This window comes from Mycobacterium sherrisii, from assembly GCF_002102355.1.
Taxonomy (GTDB): domain Bacteria; phylum Actinomycetota; class Actinomycetes; order Mycobacteriales; family Mycobacteriaceae; genus Mycobacterium; species Mycobacterium sherrisii.
Map to the genome: position 1 here is coordinate 38,290 of NZ_LQPT01000045.1, position 16,344 is coordinate 54,633.

Sequence of the window (16,344 nt, forward strand, 5' to 3'; positions counted from 1 at the left end):
ACAGCCGCGCCTACGCTGGCGTTCGACACGGTTGAAGCATCCGCACCGGAAAGGCACCCATGACCGACACCGCCCATGACAAGATTCACGACGTCATCATCATCGGTTCGGGTCCGGCCGGGTATACCGCCGCTCTCTACACCGCCCGCGCGCAACTGGCGCCGCTCGTCTTCGAGGGGACGTCCTTCGGCGGGGCGTTGATGACGACGACCGAGGTGGAGAACTACCCCGGTTTCCGCGATGGCATCACCGGCCCCGAGCTGATGGACCAGATGCGCGAGCAGGCCCTGCGCTTTGGGGCGGACTTGCGGATGGAGGACGTCGAATCGGTGTCGTTGCAGGGCCCGATCAAATCGGTCACCACCGCCGAGGGCGAAACCTTCAAGGCGCGGTCGGTGATCTTGGCGATGGGTGCCGCCGCGCGGTACCTGCGGGTGCCCGGCGAGCAGGAGTTGCTGGGCCGCGGGGTGAGCGCGTGCGCCACCTGCGACGGGTTTTTCTTCCGCGACCAGGACATCGCGGTGATCGGTGGCGGCGACTCAGCAATGGAAGAGGCGACGTTCTTGACCCGGTTCGCCCGCAGCGTGACTCTGGTGCACCGGCGCGACGAATTCCGAGCCTCCAAGATCATGTTGGACCGTGCGCGCTCCAACGACAAGATCACGTTCAAGACCAACCAGAGCGTGGTCGCGGTGGAAGGCGACACGACGGTGACCGGATTGCGGTTGCGCGACAACATAACCGGCGAAGAGACCGTGTTGCCGGTGACGGGCGTATTCGTCGCGATCGGTCACGATCCGCGGTCGGCTCTGGTGCGCGACGTCCTTGACACCGACGCCGACGGCTACGTTCAGGTCAAGGGCCACACCACATACACGACGGTTGAGGGTGTGTTCGCCGCGGGCGACTTGGTCGACCGCAGCTACCGCCAGGCGATCACGGCGGCCGGAAGCGGTTGCGCCGCAGCGATTGACGCAGAGCGCTGGCTGGCCGAACACGACGAGGCCGGGGAGCCGGAAGCCGGGAATGCGGACAGTACCAATCTGATTGGAGCACCACGATGAGCGATGCCGAAAAAGCCGGAGCCACAAAGGAAGTCTCCGACGCGTCTTTTTCCAGCGATGTCTTGTCCAGCGACAAGCCTGTGTTGGTTGATTTTTGGGCGACCTGGTGCGGACCGTGCAAGATGGTCGCCCCGGTTCTCGAGGAGATCGCTGCCGAGCGCTCGGATCAGCTGACCGTCGCCAAACTCGACGTCGACGCCAACCCGGAGACGGCGCGCGACTTCCAGGTGGTGTCGATCCCGACGATGATCCTGTTCAAGGACGGCCAGCCGGTCAAGCGGATCGTCGGGGCCAAGGGTAAGGCTGCGCTGTTGCGTGAGTTGTCGGACGCGGTCCCCAACCTGACCTGACATCGATCCGCCTGAGCGGTGCCCCGCCGTTCGGCCTGGGGTTTTCCGAAAATCAAGAAGTATCTGCGACAATACCGATTAGCTGTAATGCTTTTGTCAGCCTGTCAGGATGTCCCGGAGGGCCCTTGGTATGTCGAGTCCGCGCCGCGAAAACGGCGACGCGTTGCGCTGTGGTGACCGCAGCGCAGCTGTGACCGAAATCCGGGCGTCCTTAGCCGCTTTGGGGTTACTGGACAACTCGGGGGACGACTTGAGCACCGGCCGCCAGGTTGCCCCGGACGTCTTCGATTCGCAACTCGACCAGGCCGTAAGGGCTTTTCAGCAGCACCGCGGATTGCTCGTGGACGGCATCGTCGGCGAGGCCACCTACCGGGCACTCAAAGAAGCCTCCTACCGGCTCGGCGCGCGCACCCTGTATCACCAGTTCGGGGCACCGCTCTACGGTGATGACGTCGCCACGCTGCAGGCCCGGCTGCAAGATCTCGGTTTCTACACCGGTCTGGTCGACGGGCATTTCGGTCTGCAAACGCACAACGCATTGATGTCCTATCAGCGTGAGTACGGCCTGTCCGCGGACGGAATCTGCGGCCCGGAGACGTTGCGCTCCTTGTACTTTCTGAGTTCACGAGTCAGCGGCGGTTCGCCCCACGCCATCCGGGAAGAAGAGCTGGTCCGGCGGTCGGGTCCGCGCCTGTCCGGCAAACGGATCATCATCGACCCGGGCCGCGGCGGCGACGACCACGGGCTGATCGCGCAGGGTCCCGGCGGCCCAATTAGCGAAGCAGATATCTTGTGGGACTTGGCCAGTCGGCTTGAAGGCCGGATGACGGCCATCGGCATGGAGACATTTTTGTCCCGGCCTACCAACCGCAGCCCGTCGGACGCCGAGCGGGCCGCGACCGCCAACAACGTGGGCGCGGACCTGATGATCAGCCTGCGCTGCGAGTCGCAGCGCAGCCCCTCGGCCAATGGTGTGGCCTCGTTTCACTTCGGCAACTCGCACGGCTCGGTATCGACGATCGGGCGTAACCTTGCCGACTTCATTCAGCGTGAAGTGGTGGCCCGCACCGGATTGCGGGACTGCCGGACCCATGGGCGCACCTGGGATCTGCTGCGCTTGACCAGGATGCCCACCGTCCAGGTTGACGTCGGTTACATCACCAACCCCGGTGACCGGGAGCGGCTGATCTCGACCCAAACCCGGGACGCGATTGCCGAGGGGATCCTCGCCGCGGTCAAACGCCTGTACTTGCTCGGCAAAAACGACCGGCCCACCGGCACTTTCACGTTCGCGGAGTTGCTTGCCCACGAACTGTCCGTGGAACGGACCACCCGCCTCGGCGGATCTTAACCATTCTTCTTGTTCTGCAACGTATTTCCCGCAACTGACCCCGCCCCGACCGGCTGCTGCAGCTGAGCATTCGCCAGCAACCGCTCCAGTGCGGCCTCCACCTCGGCCTTCCAACCCAATCCCTTGTCGAGCTCGAGCCGAAGCCGCGGGAAGTACGAATGAGGTGCTACCACAACGAAACCGACGTCTTGCAAGAATTCGGCGTCGATGATGCAGCGCTCCACCGAGCAGTCGCACAGCGATTCCAGCACGGGCCGGGTGGCGGGGTCGGCCAGCCGCGGATCGGATAGCTCCGACACCGCCGGGGTCCGGCCGAAGGCTTCCAAGGCCCGGACACCGCGGCGCATCAATTCGTCGATCACCTGGGCAAGCAGGCTGTGCGCCAAATCGTCTGTGTCGTTTCCGAGTTCGATACCCATGGATGTCAGCAACACGGCATCGGCCGACACCGGGGCGGTCGGGAACCGACGCGCCCGCGGTACCGCCCCCGGTGGGGCGTACAGGACGTAGCCCAGACACGGTGGCTCGGACTGACTCCGTTCGTCGGGGATCGCCGTCGCGACCTGGCCGCACGAGCCCCATTCGAGCATTACCATCGACAGCCAGGCTTCCTTTTCAAATTCTGGATCGGCCAGATGGTCCTGGTCGCCAAGCGTCGCGGGATCCACCTCCCAATACACGCACCGGCGCGCATGTTTGGGAAGCTGCTCGAAGGCCTCGAGCCGCAGTGGCGTGATTCGAGCAGACACTAGCCTCCTGGCCTCCGTGCGTACCGCGGCCGATCGCCGCGAACCGGCTGTTTCCAGCCCGATGTGCACCACGAACCTCTCCAGGATAGGAGAGTTTGTCGGTCCCGGGCCAGTGTTGACCCTGCCACGTCATCCCGGTCGCAAAATCGGCCCGGACCGCGTCGCGGGGCACCGCGATGACGCGAAATCATTTGGTGCACAATGGATCTCCGTCTGATCGCGGGGTTCGGGGCGGGGCGGTATGCCCGCCAACCCCGTGCTGTGTCACAGTGACGTAATTACAGCGGGTGACCGGTCACGCCTTGGGCGGGTCCATCGCGTCGATGATTCGCTGCAAATCCTCGACCGAGGCGAATTCGACGACGATCTTTCCCTTGCGCTTGCCGAGGCTGACCGTCACGCGGGTTTCGAACGCATTCGACAGCCGCTCGGCGACATCTTGTAGGCCCGGCATCTGAATTGGCTTGCGGCGCGGCGCCGTGGACGGCGTCGCGTCGCCGCGGTTGGCCAGCGTCACCGCCTCCTCGGTGGCGCGCACCGACAGGCCCTCGGCGACGATGCGGGTCGCCAGTTCCTCCTGCGCCTCCGGCCCCGCCTCCAACGACAACAACGCGCGGGCGTGGCCGGCGGACAGCACCCCTGCCGCCACGCGACGCTGCACCGGAATCGGGAGCTTGAGCAACCGGATCATGTTGGTGATCAACGGTCGTGATCGGCCGATCCGGGCCGCGAGTTCGTCGTGGGTAACCCCGAACTCGTCGAGCAGCTGCTGGTAGGCCGCCGCCTCTTCCAAGGGGTTCAACTGGGCCCGGTGGATGTTCTCCAAGAGGGCATCGCGCAACAAATTGTCGTCGGTCGTCTCTCGCACGATCGCGGGCAGGGTGGCCAGGCCGGCGGCTTGCGCAGCACGCCAACGGCGCTCCCCCATCACCAACTGGTAACGGGCACCGCTGGGCGATCCGGACACGGCCCGCACCACGATGGGTTGCAACAGGCCGAATTCTCGGATCGAGTGCACCAACTCCGCCAAGGCCTCGTCGTCGAACACCTGGCGCGGCTGGCGCGGGTTGGGCTCGATGTCGGACGGCGCAATCTCCCGATATACCGCGCCCATTTCGTTCACACTCGGACCGGGCCCGCCGATCAGCACGTCGGCGGCCGCGTCGCCCATTCGCGGGCCCAGGGTCGCGGGACCCGAGTCCCCCTCGGCGGGGCCGGTGGGGATCAGCGAAGCCAGGCCCCGGCCGAGGCCACCCTTCCTGCGTGACGGCTGCGTCATTGTGGTCCCTTCACGAACGGAAATTAATCGCGCTGTGCGAGTTCACGACTCGCGTCCAGATAGCTCATCGCCCCGCGCGAGCCGGGGTCGTAATCGATGATTGTCATGCTGTAGCCCGGCGCTTCGGAGACCTTCACGCTGCGCGGGATGACGGTCCGCAGCACCTTGCTGCCGAAGTAGCGGCGGACCTCCTCGGCGACCTGATCGGCGAGCTTGGTTCGGCCGTCGTACATGGTGAGCACCACCGTGGTTACGTCCAGCCGGGGATTGAGGTGGGCCTTCACCATCTCGATGTTCCGCATCAACTGAGACACACCCTCCAGGGCGTAGTACTCACACTGGATGGGGATCATCACCTCGGGGGCGGCGACGAGCGCGTTGATGGTGAGCAGCCCCAGCGAGGGCGGGCAGTCCACGAAGACGTAGTCGAAGTCGAATCGTTCGAGCTCCGCGAGGGCGGTGCGCAACCGGTTCTCTCGCGCCACCATGCTCACCAACTCGATCTCGGCGCCGGCCAGATCGATGGTCGCGGGCACGCAGTACAACCGGTCGCTGTGCGGGCTACGCCGCAGCGCGGACTCCAGCGTCTCCTCCCCCAGCAACACCTCGTATGAGGATGGCGTGCCCGACTGGCGGTCGGTGATGCCGAGCGCGGTGCTGGCGTTGCCCTGCGGGTCGAGGTCGATAACGAGAGTCTTCAAACCCTGCAATGCAAGCGCGGCCGCGAGGTTTACCGCAGTGGTCGTCTTCCCGACGCCACCCTTCTGGTTCGCCACGGTGAACACTCGGCGGTGGGACGGCCTAGGCAGCGGCGGATACGTGGTGTGCAGGACCCGCATCGCCCGTTCGGCGGCGGCGCCGATTGGCGTGTCGAATTCGTTCGATGTTTCACGTGAAACATCGGCGGACTGATTCGCCGTCTGCGGCGGTTGCGTCGGCGCGGCTGGCGTGCCCTGCGGCCCCGCACCGTCCGCACAATCCTGGGGCGAGCTCATGGCCTTCTCCTGTCCGCCCGTGCTGTCGATCCGCGTCGCGACCGTGCTGCGCGCCGTGCTACCACCACGGTTGCGGGCGGACGCAAATAGCTCGCGCCACATGTCACCACCCTGACATCTACTGAGTCCAGTGCCGTCATCACACGCCGATGTTGCTCGACTTCCTCTGGGGCGCGCTCCCCCTTGATCGCGATCATCCGTCCGCCCGGGCGTAGCAACGGCATGCTCCACTTCGTCAGCTTGTCCAGCGCGGCGACCGCCCGCGACACCGCGGCATCCCGATCGCCCCACTGCCGCCGGACCCACGGCTCCTCGGCGCGGCCGCGCACCACCTCGACGGTCAACCCTAGTTCCAGAACCGTCTCCTTGAGAAACTCGCTCCGGCGCAGTAGCGGCTCGAGCAAGACGACGTTCAGATCCGGTCTGGCGATCGCCAGCGGTATCCCGGGCAGCCCCGCGCCGCTGCCGATATCGACCACGCGCTCGCCCTCCGCGAGCAGCTCGCCCACCGCCGCGCTGTTCAGTATGTGGCGCTCCCAGATCCGATCTACTTCTCGCGGACCGAGCAGCCCGCGCTCCACCCCCGCCGCAGCGAGCACCTCCGCATACTGCACGGCGACACGGAGCCGAGTGCCGAAGACCTCGGTCGCCGCCGGCGGCACCGGGTCGGGTGCCGTGGCGGCGCGGCCCACGATCGCTTCCTCCGGATCAACATCCCCGCCATGTTTCACGTGAAACATTTCCTCCGGTCGTGGGACCTACAGTGCGGCGAACTACACCGCTGTAATCCCGGGTGGTCAGTCGTGCAGGACGACGACGCGACGCGACGGCTCCACGCCTTCGCTCTCGCTGTGCACCCCGTCGACGGCGGCGACGGCATCGTGGACGATCTTCCGCTCGAACGGCGTCATCGGCTTCAGTTCTTCGCGCTCCCCGGTTTCCAGCACCCGTCGGGCCACCTTGTCGCCCAAGGCAGCCAGCTCCTCGCGGCGCCGACGGCGCCAGCTCGCGATGTCCAACATCAGCCGACTCCGCACCCCGGTCTTCTGATGCACCGCCAGCCGGGTCAGCTCCTGCAGTGCATCGAGCACCTCACCGCCCCGACCGACCAACTTGTTGAGGTCGTCGCTGCCGTCAATGCTCACGACCGCCCGGTTTCCTTCGACGTCGAGGTCGATGTCGCCGTCGAAGTCCAACAGGTCCAAGAGCTCCTCGAGGTAGTCGCCGGCGATCTCGCCCTCGGCGACCAACCGCTCTTCGAGGTCGTCGGTCTCGTCGGCGCCGCCGGCCGCCTCGGCCGTGTCGTCGGTTGCATCCTCAACCGCCGGCTGCGGCTCCACGTCCCGCTCGGTGGTGTCAGCGTCCGTCATCTTCTCTCCCTCATCCATGGGTCCGTCCCTGTCTCTTTCGAGTCACTCTTCGGCGACGGCCCGGTAAAGCTGTGGCGTTACCGCTTCCGTTTCTTGGGTCTAGCCCCCGGCCTCGGTGTCTGGCCGGGCGTCCGGTTCGCCGCGCCGTCAGCGCCGGAAGCATCGGGTCCGGCAGTACTTCCCGTGGATTTACCGTCGCCGCCGGCGTCCGAGCCGGGCGCCTCATCGGGCGGCGCGGCGTTCCCGTTCGCCGGTGCGCCCTTTCGTTTCGGTTTGGCGCCCGGCTGCGGAGCGTTGGCCGCGCGCCGCTGCAGAGCCTCCTGCTTCCTGGCCTCGTCCTCTTTCTCGATCATGCTGAACACGTAATGCTGCTGACCGAACGTCCAGATGTTGTTCGAGAACCAGTACAGGATGATTGCGATCGGAAGGAACGGGCCGCCGACCACCACACCGAGCGGAAAGACGTACAGCGCAAGCTTGTTCATCATTGCCGTCTGTGGATTTGCCGCGGCCTCCGCGCTCTGCCGCGCAATCGATGCCCGGCTGTTGAAGTAGGTCGCGATGCCCGCCAAGATCATGACCGGCGCGCCCACCGCGATCACGGCTGGGCGGCTGAAGTCGATGAAGGCGTCCAACCCGGTGCGTTGCGTCATCGACGCGCCGATCGGGGCGCCGAACAAATTCGCATCCAGGAACTGCCCGACGTCGACCGGGCTGAACATGTAGTTGCCCGTCGCGCGATTCTGCGCCACCGACATCTGCGGCTGACCGAACCCGCCCGTGGTCCGATTGAACGAACGCAACACGTGATAGAGCCCCAGGAACACCGGAATTTGGGCGAGCATCGGTAGGCAGCCGAGGATCGGATTGAACCCGTGCTCGCGTTGCAGCTTCTGCATTTCGAGCGCCATCCGCTGACGGTCCTTGCCGTACTTCTTCTGCAGCGCCTTGATCTGGGGCTGCAGTTCCTGCATCTGGCGGGTGGTGCGGATCTGCCGCACGAACGGCTTATACAGCAATGCCCGCAGGGTGAACACCAGGAACATCACCGACAGGGCCCAGGCGAAGAAGTTCGAGGGTCCCAGCAACGCCCCGAACAACTTGTACCAAACCCACATGATCCACGACACGGGGTAGTAGACGAAGTCGAGGCTGAACACGTCAAACAAAAGATCCACTCTCCCCTCGCGGCGCCGGGGCGTCCCCGACGGCGCTGGTGTCTGCACCGATCACCCGCCCGCCCCGTTCTACCGGGGCGCGCTCGGGTATTGGATCCCATCCTCCCCGATGCCATGGTCCACACTTGGCCAGCCTGATTACCGCCAGCCAACTTCCCCGAAACAAGCCGTACTCGGTGAGGGCTTCGACGGCGTACTGACTACAGGTCGGCATGAAACGACATGTTGGCGGGCGCAGCGGCGACACCATGTGCCGGTACAGCTGAATCGCGAACACCAGCCCGCGCACGATGGTCGCGCCCGCTCCGGCTACGCGCTGGCCCGCCGGCGCCGTCACACTCAACGGCCCGACCCCGCGTGCTCCAGGACGCGCCGTAGTCCGCGCCGCAGTTCCTGCTCGAGCCGCGCCGACGACGCCTCCCGGCTAGTCGGCAGCGCCCGGATCACCATTCGGTGGTCCTGCTCCAGATCGGCCAACATGCCGCGGACCGCGTGCCGGAGCCGCCGCGAGACGCGATGCCGATCCACGGCCGAGCCCACCGATTTGGCCACGATCAGCCCGACGCGGGGCCCAGAGTCAGTCATGTCTTCGGTATCCCGCCGCATATGCACGACGAGGTCGGGCTGCGCCGCGCGCATCCCGTATTTCACCGTCGCGTCGAACTCCCGTGACCGCCGCATGCGGTTACGTGCGGGAAGCACCGCCAACAAGCCCGTCGGTCAGATCAGGCAGAGAGCGCGCGGCGACCCTTGCGGCGACGGCCGGACACGATGGCACGCCCGGCCCTGGTCCGCATCCGCAGGCGAAAGCCATGCACACGCGCGCGGCGCCGGTTGTTCGGCTGGAAAGTCCGTTTGCCCTTGGCCACGGCGTTCTCCTCGTTGTGTCTCGCTAGAAGCTTTCCCAGCCCTCCGGCCGGTCACGTTTGGCTCAGCCAGATTGCTTCGTGTCGGTCGGAACGTGGTCCTGCTGCTGGCCGGCGCGGTCCCCGGGTGACGTAACTCCTGGGTCGCAGCCGTATCGCCGACTTTCGGGCGACTGTATGAGGGTACTGACGCAGATTCGCTGGGTCAAACTTGGCCGCTGCCAACAAGACGCGGGCCCAATCCAGCTTCGCCGCCCGGCCGCGCCGCACTTCCCCAGGTTGCCGCCAATCAACGTCATTGGAATGCAACAGAACTGTTGGCAGCGCCCCGGAAAACTGTTAGCTTCGGGCAATGCCGTCTCAGACCCGGGACGGCGCGTGACAACGAAGCACGATGGCGGATCTACTGGCGGTGTAGGCGACCTGGCCCGGGTTGTCTCCGGCCCGAAGGTTGCGAGCTGTCACCGGCAGGTTTCGGCCCGCATCCGTCTATCCTGTCCACACCTGTGTATAACTATGTGGACAGTCGCTTTGTCGGCAAGTGGTTAGGGTTTGACGTCGGACCAGGGAGATGCGTCGTTGACCGATGACCCCGGTTCTGGTTTCACGACCGTGTGGAACGCGGTCGTCTCCGAACTCAACGGCGATTTCGACGGAGACGGTGCCGCGGGCAACCGCACGACGCTCGTCACCCCGCTCACTCCGCAGCAGCGCGCGTGGCTCAATCTCGTCCAGCCCCTGACGATTGTCGAAGGCTTCGCACTGCTGTCGGTGCCAAGCAGCTTCGTGCAAAACGAGATCGAACGCCATCTACGCACCCCGATCACCGACGCACTCAGTCGTCGACTCGGACAGCAGATCCAACTCGGCGTTCGCATCACACCACCGGCCGACGACGCCGACGAACTCCCCTACCCCCAGGGCGACACCTTCGCCGATGATCCCGGGCAAGAAACGTCAAGTGACGTTGACGAGGCCTTCGAGAGCAGCGACAATGGCGAAATCTCCGGGGCCGAGCAGAACTGGCCCAACTACTTCGCCGACCGGCCACTGGCCGCCGACGCCGGCGCCGCGGGCGGCACCAGCCTCAACCGGCGCTACACGTTCGAGACTTTCGTTATCGGTGCCTCCAACCGGTTCGCCCACGCGGCGGCCCTGGCCATCGCCGAAGCCCCGGCCCGCGCCTACAACCCGCTGTTCATCTGGGGTGAGTCGGGGCTGGGCAAGACCCACTTACTGCACGCCGCAGGCAATTACGCGCAGCGGTTGTTTCCCGGGATGCGGGTCAAGTACGTCTCGACCGAAGAATTCACCAACGACTTCATCAACTCGCTGCGCGACGACCGCAAGGTCGCGTTCAAACGGAGCTACCGCGACGTCGATGTCCTGCTCGTCGATGACATTCAGTTCATCGAGGGCAAGGAAGGAATCCAGGAAGAGTTCTTCCACACATTCAATACGTTGCACAACGCCAACAAGCAGATCGTGATCTCGTCGGACCGGCCGCCCAAGCAGCTGGCCACCCTCGAAGATCGGCTGCGGACGCGGTTTGAATGGGGTCTGATCACCGACGTCCAGCCCCCCGAGCTGGAAACCCGCATTGCGATCCTGCGCAAAAAGGCACAGATGGAACGCCTTGCGGTGCCCGACGACGTCCTCGAACTGATCGCCAGCAGCATCGAGCGCAACATCCGTGAACTCGAGGGCGCGCTGATCCGGGTCACCGCGTTCGCGTCCCTGAACAAAACGCCGATCGACAAGTCGTTGGCCGAGATCGTGCTGCGGGACCTGATCGCCGACGCCAGCACCATGCAGATCAGCGCGGCGACGATCATGGCCGCCACCGCGGAGTACTTCGACACCACCGTCGAAGAGTTGCGCGGCCCGGGCAAGACTCGGGCACTGGCCCAGTCGCGCCAGATCGCCATGTACCTCTGCCGCGAACTCACCGATCTGTCGTTGCCCAAGATCGGTCAGGCGTTCGGTCGGGACCACACCACGGTCATGTACGCGCAGCGAAAAATCTTGTCGGAGATGGCCGAGCGACGTGAAGTCTTCGATCACGTCAAGGAACTCACCACACGGATCCGGCAGCGTTCCAAGCGCTGAACCGGCCCGTCTCGCGCCGGGCCGCCGATTTTTTTTGCAAAAACTTCTCGCTCGTTTGTAACTCCAGCCACAGCCCGCAGATGTGCGCAGCGTTGTGCACAAACGTGCCAACTGTCGGTGAAGTACTGGGCACCGACGTGCACACATCAGAGCCATCCCCAACGGCCCCACACCGGCTACACAATTACCCGGTCCGTCATCCACAGGGCCGCCACCGCGCTAGCTGCGTCAAGTGGCGGCTGTCCCCAGAATGCACAGGCCTTAATACTGGTACTGAGATCTCTTCGTTGTTTCTTCTTTGAAGAACAGCCCTGGGGACGCACCGTTGCGCGCCGCACGTCTGGTCGTCACCCACTCGGGTTGTCGGCCTTCGCGATTAGCTTTCAAGATGGGCGCGGAAGCTCTACGGTTGTTGTTCGGCTGCCTTCGACTGCCGAGTGGACGTCGTGGCGCGGCGCACAGGCAAGCCGCCGGTTTCGGATTGGGGTAGGTGAAGGGACGCTATGGACGTGGCGACGACGAATGCTGGCCTCACCGACCTGAAGTTCCGACTGGTCCGAGATTCTTTCGCCGACGCCGTGTCATGGGTGGCGAAGAACCTGCCCTCCAGGCCGGCCGTGCCGGTCCTGTCCGGCGTGCTGCTGACCGGCTCGGACGAGGGTCTGACCGTCTCCGGGTTCGACTACGAAGTCTCCGCAGAGGCGCAAATTGCAGCGGAAATCGCTTCTCCGGGAAGTGTTTTGGTTTCGGGAAGGTTATTGTCCGACATCGTTCGGGCGTTGCCGGACAAGCCGATCGATTTCTATGTCGACGGCAACCGGGTGGCATTGACCTGCGGTAGTGCGAAGTTTTCGTTGCCGACGATGGCGGTCGAGGATTACCCGACGTTGCCGACCCTGCCGGAGGAGACCGGCAGCCTGCCGTCGGATCTGTTCGCCGAGGCGATCAGCCAGGTCGCGATCGCCGCCGGTCGGGATGACACGCTGCCGATGTTGACCGGCATTCGGGTCGAGATCTCCGGCGAATCCGTCGTTTTGGCGGCGACCGACAGGTTCCGGCTGGCCGTTCGCGAGCTGACCTGGTCGGCGTTGTCTCCCGACATCGAGGCGGCCGTGCTGGTTCCGGCCAAGACGCTGGCGGAGGCCGCGAAAACCGGCACCGACGGCTCCGACGTGCGGTTGTCCCTGGGCAGCGGTTCGGGGGTCGGCAAAGACGGTTTGCTGGGCATCAGCGGCAACGGCAAGCGGAGCACCACCCGGCTGCTGGACGCCGAATTCCCGAAGTTCCGTCAACTGCTACCCGCCGAACACACCGCCGTGGCGACCATCAACGTGGCCGAACTGACCGAGGCGATCAAACTGGTCGCGCTGGTCGCGGACCGTGGCGCGCAGGTGCGGATGGAATTCTCCGAGGGCACGTTGCGGCTATCGGCGGGCGCCGACGACGTCGGTCGCGCCGAAGAAGAAGTTGCCGTCGACTTCGCCGGTGAGCCATTGACCATCGCGTTCAACCCGACCTATTTGACCGACGGGCTCGGATCGGTGCACGCCGAGCGGGTGTCGTTCGGCTTTACCACTCCCGGCAAACCGGCATTGCTGCGCCCGGCGTTCGATGCGGACAGTCATCCCACGGGCACCGGCCCGTTCTCGGCGTTGCCCACGGATTACGTCTACTTGCTGATGCCTGTTCGGTTGCCTGGATAGGACCGAATAGGTGTACGTCCGGCAGTTAGGGCTGCGCGATTTCCGGTCCTGGGCGCACGCCGACGTCGACCTGGGGCCGGGCCGCACGGTGTTCGTCGGGCCCAATGGCTACGGAAAGACGAATCTCATTGAGGCGCTGTGGTATTCGACTACTTTGAGTTCTCACCGGGTGGGCGTCGATGCGCCGTTGATCCGTGCGGGCAGCGGCCGGGCAGTGGTGTCGACGATCGTGGTCAACGACGGTCGGGAATGCGCGATCGATATCGAGATTGCCGCCGGCCGCGCCAACAAGGCGCGGTTGAATCGATCGCCGGTGCGTAGTACCCGCGAGGTGGTGGGGGTGTTACGTGCGGTGTTATTCGCCCCCGAAGATCTGGCCCTGGTGCGCGGTGACCCGGCCGACCGTCGCCGATACCTCGACGATTTGGCAACCGTACGGCGCCCGGTGCTCGGCGCGCTGCGCGCGGATTACGACAAGGTGCTGCGGCAGCGTACCGCGCTGTTGAAGTCACTGGCGGGGGCACGCTATCGCGGCGACCGGGGCGCATTGGACACCCTCGATGTGTGGGATGCGCGGCTCGCCGAGCACGGTGCCGAATTGATGGCCGCGCGCACCGATTTGGTGAACCAGTTGGCGCCCGAGGTGGAGAAGGCCTACCAATTGTTGGCCCCGGGTTCGCGACAGGCCGCCGTCGGCTACAAAACGAGCATCGATCGCATGGGCATCGAGAATCTTGGTGAGGTGGGCGGCGACCGCGAATTCTTGCAAGCCACGCTGCTGTCCGCGCTGGCGGCGCGGCGGGACGCGGAGCTGGAGCGCGGGGTCTGTCTGGTTGGACCCCATCGCGACGACTTGGAGTTACGGCTCGGCGAGCAGCCGGCGAAAGGCTTTGCGAGCCACGGAGAATCGTGGTCGTTTGCGTTGGCATTGCGGTTGGCCGCGTACGAATTGCTGCGGGCCGACGGCGGGGAACCGGTGTTGTTACTCGACGACGTTTTCGCCGAACTTGACGCGGCGCGCCGTCAGGCGTTGGCCACGGTGGCCGAATCTGCGGAGCAAGTGTTGGTTACCGCGGCGGTGCTGGAAGATATTCCCGCGGGCTGGGACGCTAGGCAGGTGCACATCGATCTGCAAGACGATGACTCGGGCCGGATCTCGGTGATGCAAGCATGACCGGCTCAGAGCAGGAGCCCGACGCGGGCCCGGCATCGTTATCGAGCGAACTGCGCGGAATCGACCTGGTGCGGCGCGCGCTCGACGAGGCCCGGGCCGCGGCGCGGGCGCAGGGCAAGGACGCCGGACGTGGCCGCGGCAGCGGCATGACGCCGCGGCGGGTAGCCGGCCGGCGGCGCAGCTGGTCGGGTCCGGGACCCGATATTCGCGACCCGCAGCCGCTCGGTCGGCTTACCCGGGACCTCGCGAAAAAGCGTGGCTGGTCGGGGCGGGTCGCCGAGGGCACCGTTTTCGGTCATTGGGCGGCGGTAGTGGGCCAGCAGATCGCCGATCACGCCACGCCGACCGCGCTGCACGACGGTGTGCTCAGCGTGGCCGCCGAATCGACCGCTTGGGCTACCCAGTTGCGGATGATCCAGGCGCAGTTGTTGGCCAAGATCGCCGCGGCGGTCGGCAACGGGGTGGTGACCTCGTTGAAAATCACCGGTCCGGCCGCGCCGTCTTGGCGTAAGGGGCCAAGGCACATCTCCGGTCGTGGGCCGCGCGACACCTACGGGTGACACGTTTCGGCTTGTCCGCGCACCCGTTGAGGCCGGTCGGGATGGAGAAATGAGCAACGGCTCAGAGCCGCGAGAACGAAACGGACCCCTACGACGCACGTCCGGACGCACCGTCAATAAAGAAATTGGGCACACGGCGCGTCCAGACAGGCAGAAACGCGCCCGGAGAATCGGTCCCAGGCCTCAATCACGGTAGAGTGGACTGATGCGACTGCTGCGGTGACTGGAACCGCCCGCATGAAACCCCAAGGAGAGCATTCCGACCGTGGCTGCCCAGAAGAAGAAGGCGCAAGACGAATACGGCGCGTCAGCGATCACCGTGCTCGAAGGGCTGGAGGCGGTCCGCAAACGCCCCGGCATGTATATCGGGTCCACCGGTGAACGAGGACTGCACCACCTGATTTGGGAAGTCGTCGACAACTCGGTCGACGAGGCGATGGCCGGCTACGCCACCCGCGTCGACGTCCGCATCCTCGATGACGGCAGCGTTGAGGTGGCCGACGACGGGCGCGGCATCCCGGTGGCGATGCACGCCACCGGGGCTCCCACCGTCGACGTCGTCATGACGCAGCTGCACGCCGGCGGCAAATTCGGTGGTGAGAACAGTGGCTACACCGTCAGCGGTGGTCTGCACGGTGTCGGTGTGTCGGTGGTCAACGCGCTGTCCACCCGGTTGGAAGTAAACGTCAAACGCGACGGGTATGAATGGTTCCAGCATTACGACCGCGCGGTGCCGGGCACGCTCAAGCAGGGCGAGGCGACCAAGAAGACCGGCACCACCATTCGGTTCTGGGCCGACCCGGAGATATTCGAAACCACCCAGTACGACTTCGAGACGGTGGCGCGCCGGTTGCAGGAAATGGCATTCCTCAACAAGGGCCTGACGATCAACCTGACCGACGAACGCGTCGAGCAGGACGAGGTGGTCGACGAGGTGGTGAGCGACACCGCCGAGGCGCCGCGGTCGGCGGAAGAGCAGGCGGCCGAATCGGCCAAGCCGCATAAGGTCAAGCATCGCACTTTCCACTATCCGGGCGGGTTGGTCGATTTCGTCAAGCACATCAACCGCACCAAAAATCCCATCCAGCAGAGCGTGATCGACTTCGACGGCAAGGGGACGGGCCACGAAGTCGAGATCGCGATGCAGTGGAACGGCGGCTATTCAGAGTCGGTGCACACCTTCGCCAACACCATCAACACCCATGAGGGGGGCACCCACGAGGAAGGTTTCCGCAGTGCGTTGACCTCGGTGGTGAACAAGTACGCCAAGGACAAGAAGCTGCTGAAGGACAAGGATCCCAACCTGACCGGCGACGACATCCGGGAAGGCCTGGCCGCGGTGATTTCGGTGAAAGTCGCCGAGCCGCAATTCGAGGGCCAGACCAAGACGAAACTCGGCAACACCGAAGTCAAGTCGTTTGTCCAGAAAGTTTGCAACGAACAGCTCACCCACTGGTTCGAGGCCAACCCGTCGGAAGCCAAAACCGTTGTAAACAAAGCTGTTTCGTCGGCGCAGGCGCGCATCGCGGCGCGCAAGGCGCGGGAGTTGGTGCGGCGGAAGAGTGCCACGGATTTGGGTGGGTTGCCGGGCAAGTT

At 65.1% G+C, this 16,344-nt stretch carries 17 protein-coding genes; 8 read left to right on the plus strand and 9 right to left on the minus strand.

Annotated features, from left to right (window positions below):
* The first annotated feature begins 59 nt into the window (after positions 1–59).
* The 3 genes from trxB to AWC25_RS08480 all read left to right on the plus strand — a co-directional run bounded on the left by trxB (position 60) and on the right by AWC25_RS08480 (position 2,765).
* Positions 60–1,064 (plus strand): thioredoxin-disulfide reductase, encoded by a 1,005-nt coding sequence (trxB, locus tag AWC25_RS08470; protein ID WP_085166624.1) that lies wholly within the window; start codon positions 60–62, stop codon positions 1,062–1,064.
* On the plus strand, positions 1,061–1,414 hold the full coding sequence (gene trxA, locus AWC25_RS08475) for a thioredoxin (protein WP_069401462.1): 354 nt from the start codon (positions 1,061–1,063) through the stop codon (positions 1,412–1,414). The genes trxB and trxA overlap by 4 nt, the downstream gene beginning before the upstream one ends.
* A 130-nt stretch (positions 1,415–1,544) precedes the next feature.
* Entirely contained in the window at positions 1,545–2,765 is a 1,221-nt protein-coding gene (locus tag AWC25_RS08480) for an N-acetylmuramoyl-L-alanine amidase (protein ID WP_069401461.1), read from the plus strand.
* On the opposite strand, the gene AWC25_RS08485 is transcribed toward AWC25_RS08480, so the two are convergent.
* The 9 genes from AWC25_RS08485 to rpmH all read right to left on the minus strand — a co-directional run bounded on the left by AWC25_RS08485 (position 2,762) and on the right by rpmH (position 9,205).
* Positions 2,762–3,514: an acetyltransferase gene (locus AWC25_RS08485; protein WP_069401460.1), complete on the minus strand. Its 753-nt coding sequence runs from the start codon at positions 3,512–3,514 to the stop codon at positions 2,762–2,764. The two genes, AWC25_RS08480 and AWC25_RS08485, sit on opposite strands and share 4 nt — an antisense overlap.
* 295 nt (positions 3,515–3,809) lie before the next feature.
* The gene (locus tag AWC25_RS08490; protein WP_085166625.1) at positions 3,810–4,793 is read right to left on the minus strand and encodes a ParB/RepB/Spo0J family partition protein; all 984 of its coding nucleotides are present in this window, start codon (positions 4,791–4,793) and stop codon (positions 3,810–3,812) included.
* Between the two features lie 23 nt (positions 4,794–4,816).
* Complete coding sequence (locus tag AWC25_RS08495) at positions 4,817–5,788, minus strand: ParA family protein (RefSeq protein ID WP_084229439.1); 972 nt, start codon at positions 5,786–5,788, stop codon at positions 4,817–4,819.
* Positions 5,785–6,528 carry a 16S rRNA (guanine(527)-N(7))-methyltransferase RsmG gene (gene rsmG, locus AWC25_RS08500; RefSeq protein ID WP_085166626.1) on the minus strand — a complete coding sequence of 248 codons (744 nt, stop codon included), beginning with the start codon at positions 6,526–6,528 and terminating at the stop codon, positions 5,785–5,787. The genes AWC25_RS08495 and rsmG overlap by 4 nt, the downstream gene beginning before the upstream one ends.
* A 57-nt stretch (positions 6,529–6,585) precedes the next feature.
* Positions 6,586–7,158 (minus strand): Jag family protein, encoded by a 573-nt coding sequence (locus tag AWC25_RS08505; protein WP_069401512.1) that lies wholly within the window; start codon positions 7,156–7,158, stop codon positions 6,586–6,588.
* A gap of 77 nt (positions 7,159–7,235) precedes the next feature.
* On the minus strand, positions 7,236–8,336 hold the full coding sequence (yidC, locus tag AWC25_RS08510; protein ID WP_085166627.1) for a membrane protein insertase YidC: 1,101 nt from the start codon (positions 8,334–8,336) through the stop codon (positions 7,236–7,238).
* On the minus strand, positions 8,320–8,673 hold the full coding sequence (yidD, locus tag AWC25_RS08515; protein ID WP_142278742.1) for a membrane protein insertion efficiency factor YidD: 354 nt from the start codon (positions 8,671–8,673) through the stop codon (positions 8,320–8,322). Before yidD ends, yidC begins: the two co-directional genes overlap by 17 nt.
* Before the next feature lie 2 nt (positions 8,674–8,675).
* Positions 8,676–9,038: a ribonuclease P protein component gene (rnpA, locus tag AWC25_RS08520; RefSeq protein ID WP_069401510.1), complete on the minus strand. Its 363-nt coding sequence runs from the start codon at positions 9,036–9,038 to the stop codon at positions 8,676–8,678.
* A gap of 23 nt (positions 9,039–9,061) precedes the next feature.
* Positions 9,062–9,205 (minus strand): 50S ribosomal protein L34, encoded by a 144-nt coding sequence (rpmH, locus tag AWC25_RS08525; RefSeq protein WP_003874369.1) that lies wholly within the window; start codon positions 9,203–9,205, stop codon positions 9,062–9,064.
* A 576-nt stretch (positions 9,206–9,781) separates the two neighbouring features.
* Between rpmH and dnaA the strand changes: the two genes are divergently transcribed.
* The 5 genes from dnaA to AWC25_RS08550 all read left to right on the plus strand — a co-directional run.
* Positions 9,782–11,311 (plus strand): chromosomal replication initiator protein DnaA, encoded by a 1,530-nt coding sequence (gene dnaA, locus AWC25_RS08530; RefSeq protein WP_085166630.1) that lies wholly within the window; start codon positions 9,782–9,784, stop codon positions 11,309–11,311.
* Positions 11,312–11,814: 503 nt separating this feature from the next.
* Positions 11,815–13,014, plus strand: a complete 1,200-nt coding sequence (gene dnaN, locus AWC25_RS08535) for a DNA polymerase III subunit beta (RefSeq protein ID WP_069401456.1) — start codon at positions 11,815–11,817, stop codon at positions 13,012–13,014.
* Between the two features lie 10 nt (positions 13,015–13,024).
* A complete protein-coding gene (gene recF, locus AWC25_RS08540) occupies positions 13,025–14,188 on the plus strand; it encodes a DNA replication/repair protein RecF (protein ID WP_085166628.1) in 1,164 nt (387 codons plus the stop codon).
* The gene (locus AWC25_RS08545) at positions 14,185–14,748 is read left to right on the plus strand and encodes a DUF721 family protein (RefSeq protein ID WP_069401454.1); all 564 of its coding nucleotides are present in this window, start codon (positions 14,185–14,187) and stop codon (positions 14,746–14,748) included. Before recF ends, AWC25_RS08545 begins: the two co-directional genes overlap by 4 nt.
* 265 nt (positions 14,749–15,013) lie before the next feature.
* The coding region (locus AWC25_RS08550) for an ATP-binding protein (protein ID WP_085166629.1) at positions 15,014–16,344 on the plus strand (1,331 nt) is incomplete at its 3' end.

Coding starts and splice junctions, on each gene's coding strand:
- trxB (WP_085166624.1), top strand. CDS start 60: ATGACCGACACCGCCCATGACAAGATTCACGACGTCATCATCATCGGT.
- trxA (WP_069401462.1), top strand. CDS start 1,061: ATGAGCGATGCCGAAAAAGCCGGAGCCACAAAGGAAGTCTCCGACGCG.
- AWC25_RS08480 (WP_069401461.1), top strand. CDS start 1,545: ATGTCGAGTCCGCGCCGCGAAAACGGCGACGCGTTGCGCTGTGGTGAC.
- AWC25_RS08490 (WP_085166625.1), bottom strand. CDS start 4,793: ATGACGCAGCCGTCACGCAGGAAGGGTGGCCTCGGCCGGGGCCTGGCT.
- AWC25_RS08495 (WP_084229439.1), bottom strand. CDS start 5,788: ATGAGCTCGCCCCAGGATTGTGCGGACGGTGCGGGGCCGCAGGGCACG.
- rsmG (WP_085166626.1), bottom strand. CDS start 6,528: ATGTTTCACGTGAAACATGGCGGGGATGTTGATCCGGAGGAAGCGATC.
- AWC25_RS08505 (WP_069401512.1), bottom strand. CDS start 7,158: ATGACGGACGCTGACACCACCGAGCGGGACGTGGAGCCGCAGCCGGCG.
- dnaN (WP_069401456.1), top strand. CDS start 11,815: ATGGACGTGGCGACGACGAATGCTGGCCTCACCGACCTGAAGTTCCGA.
- AWC25_RS08545 (WP_069401454.1), top strand. CDS start 14,185: ATGACCGGCTCAGAGCAGGAGCCCGACGCGGGCCCGGCATCGTTATCG.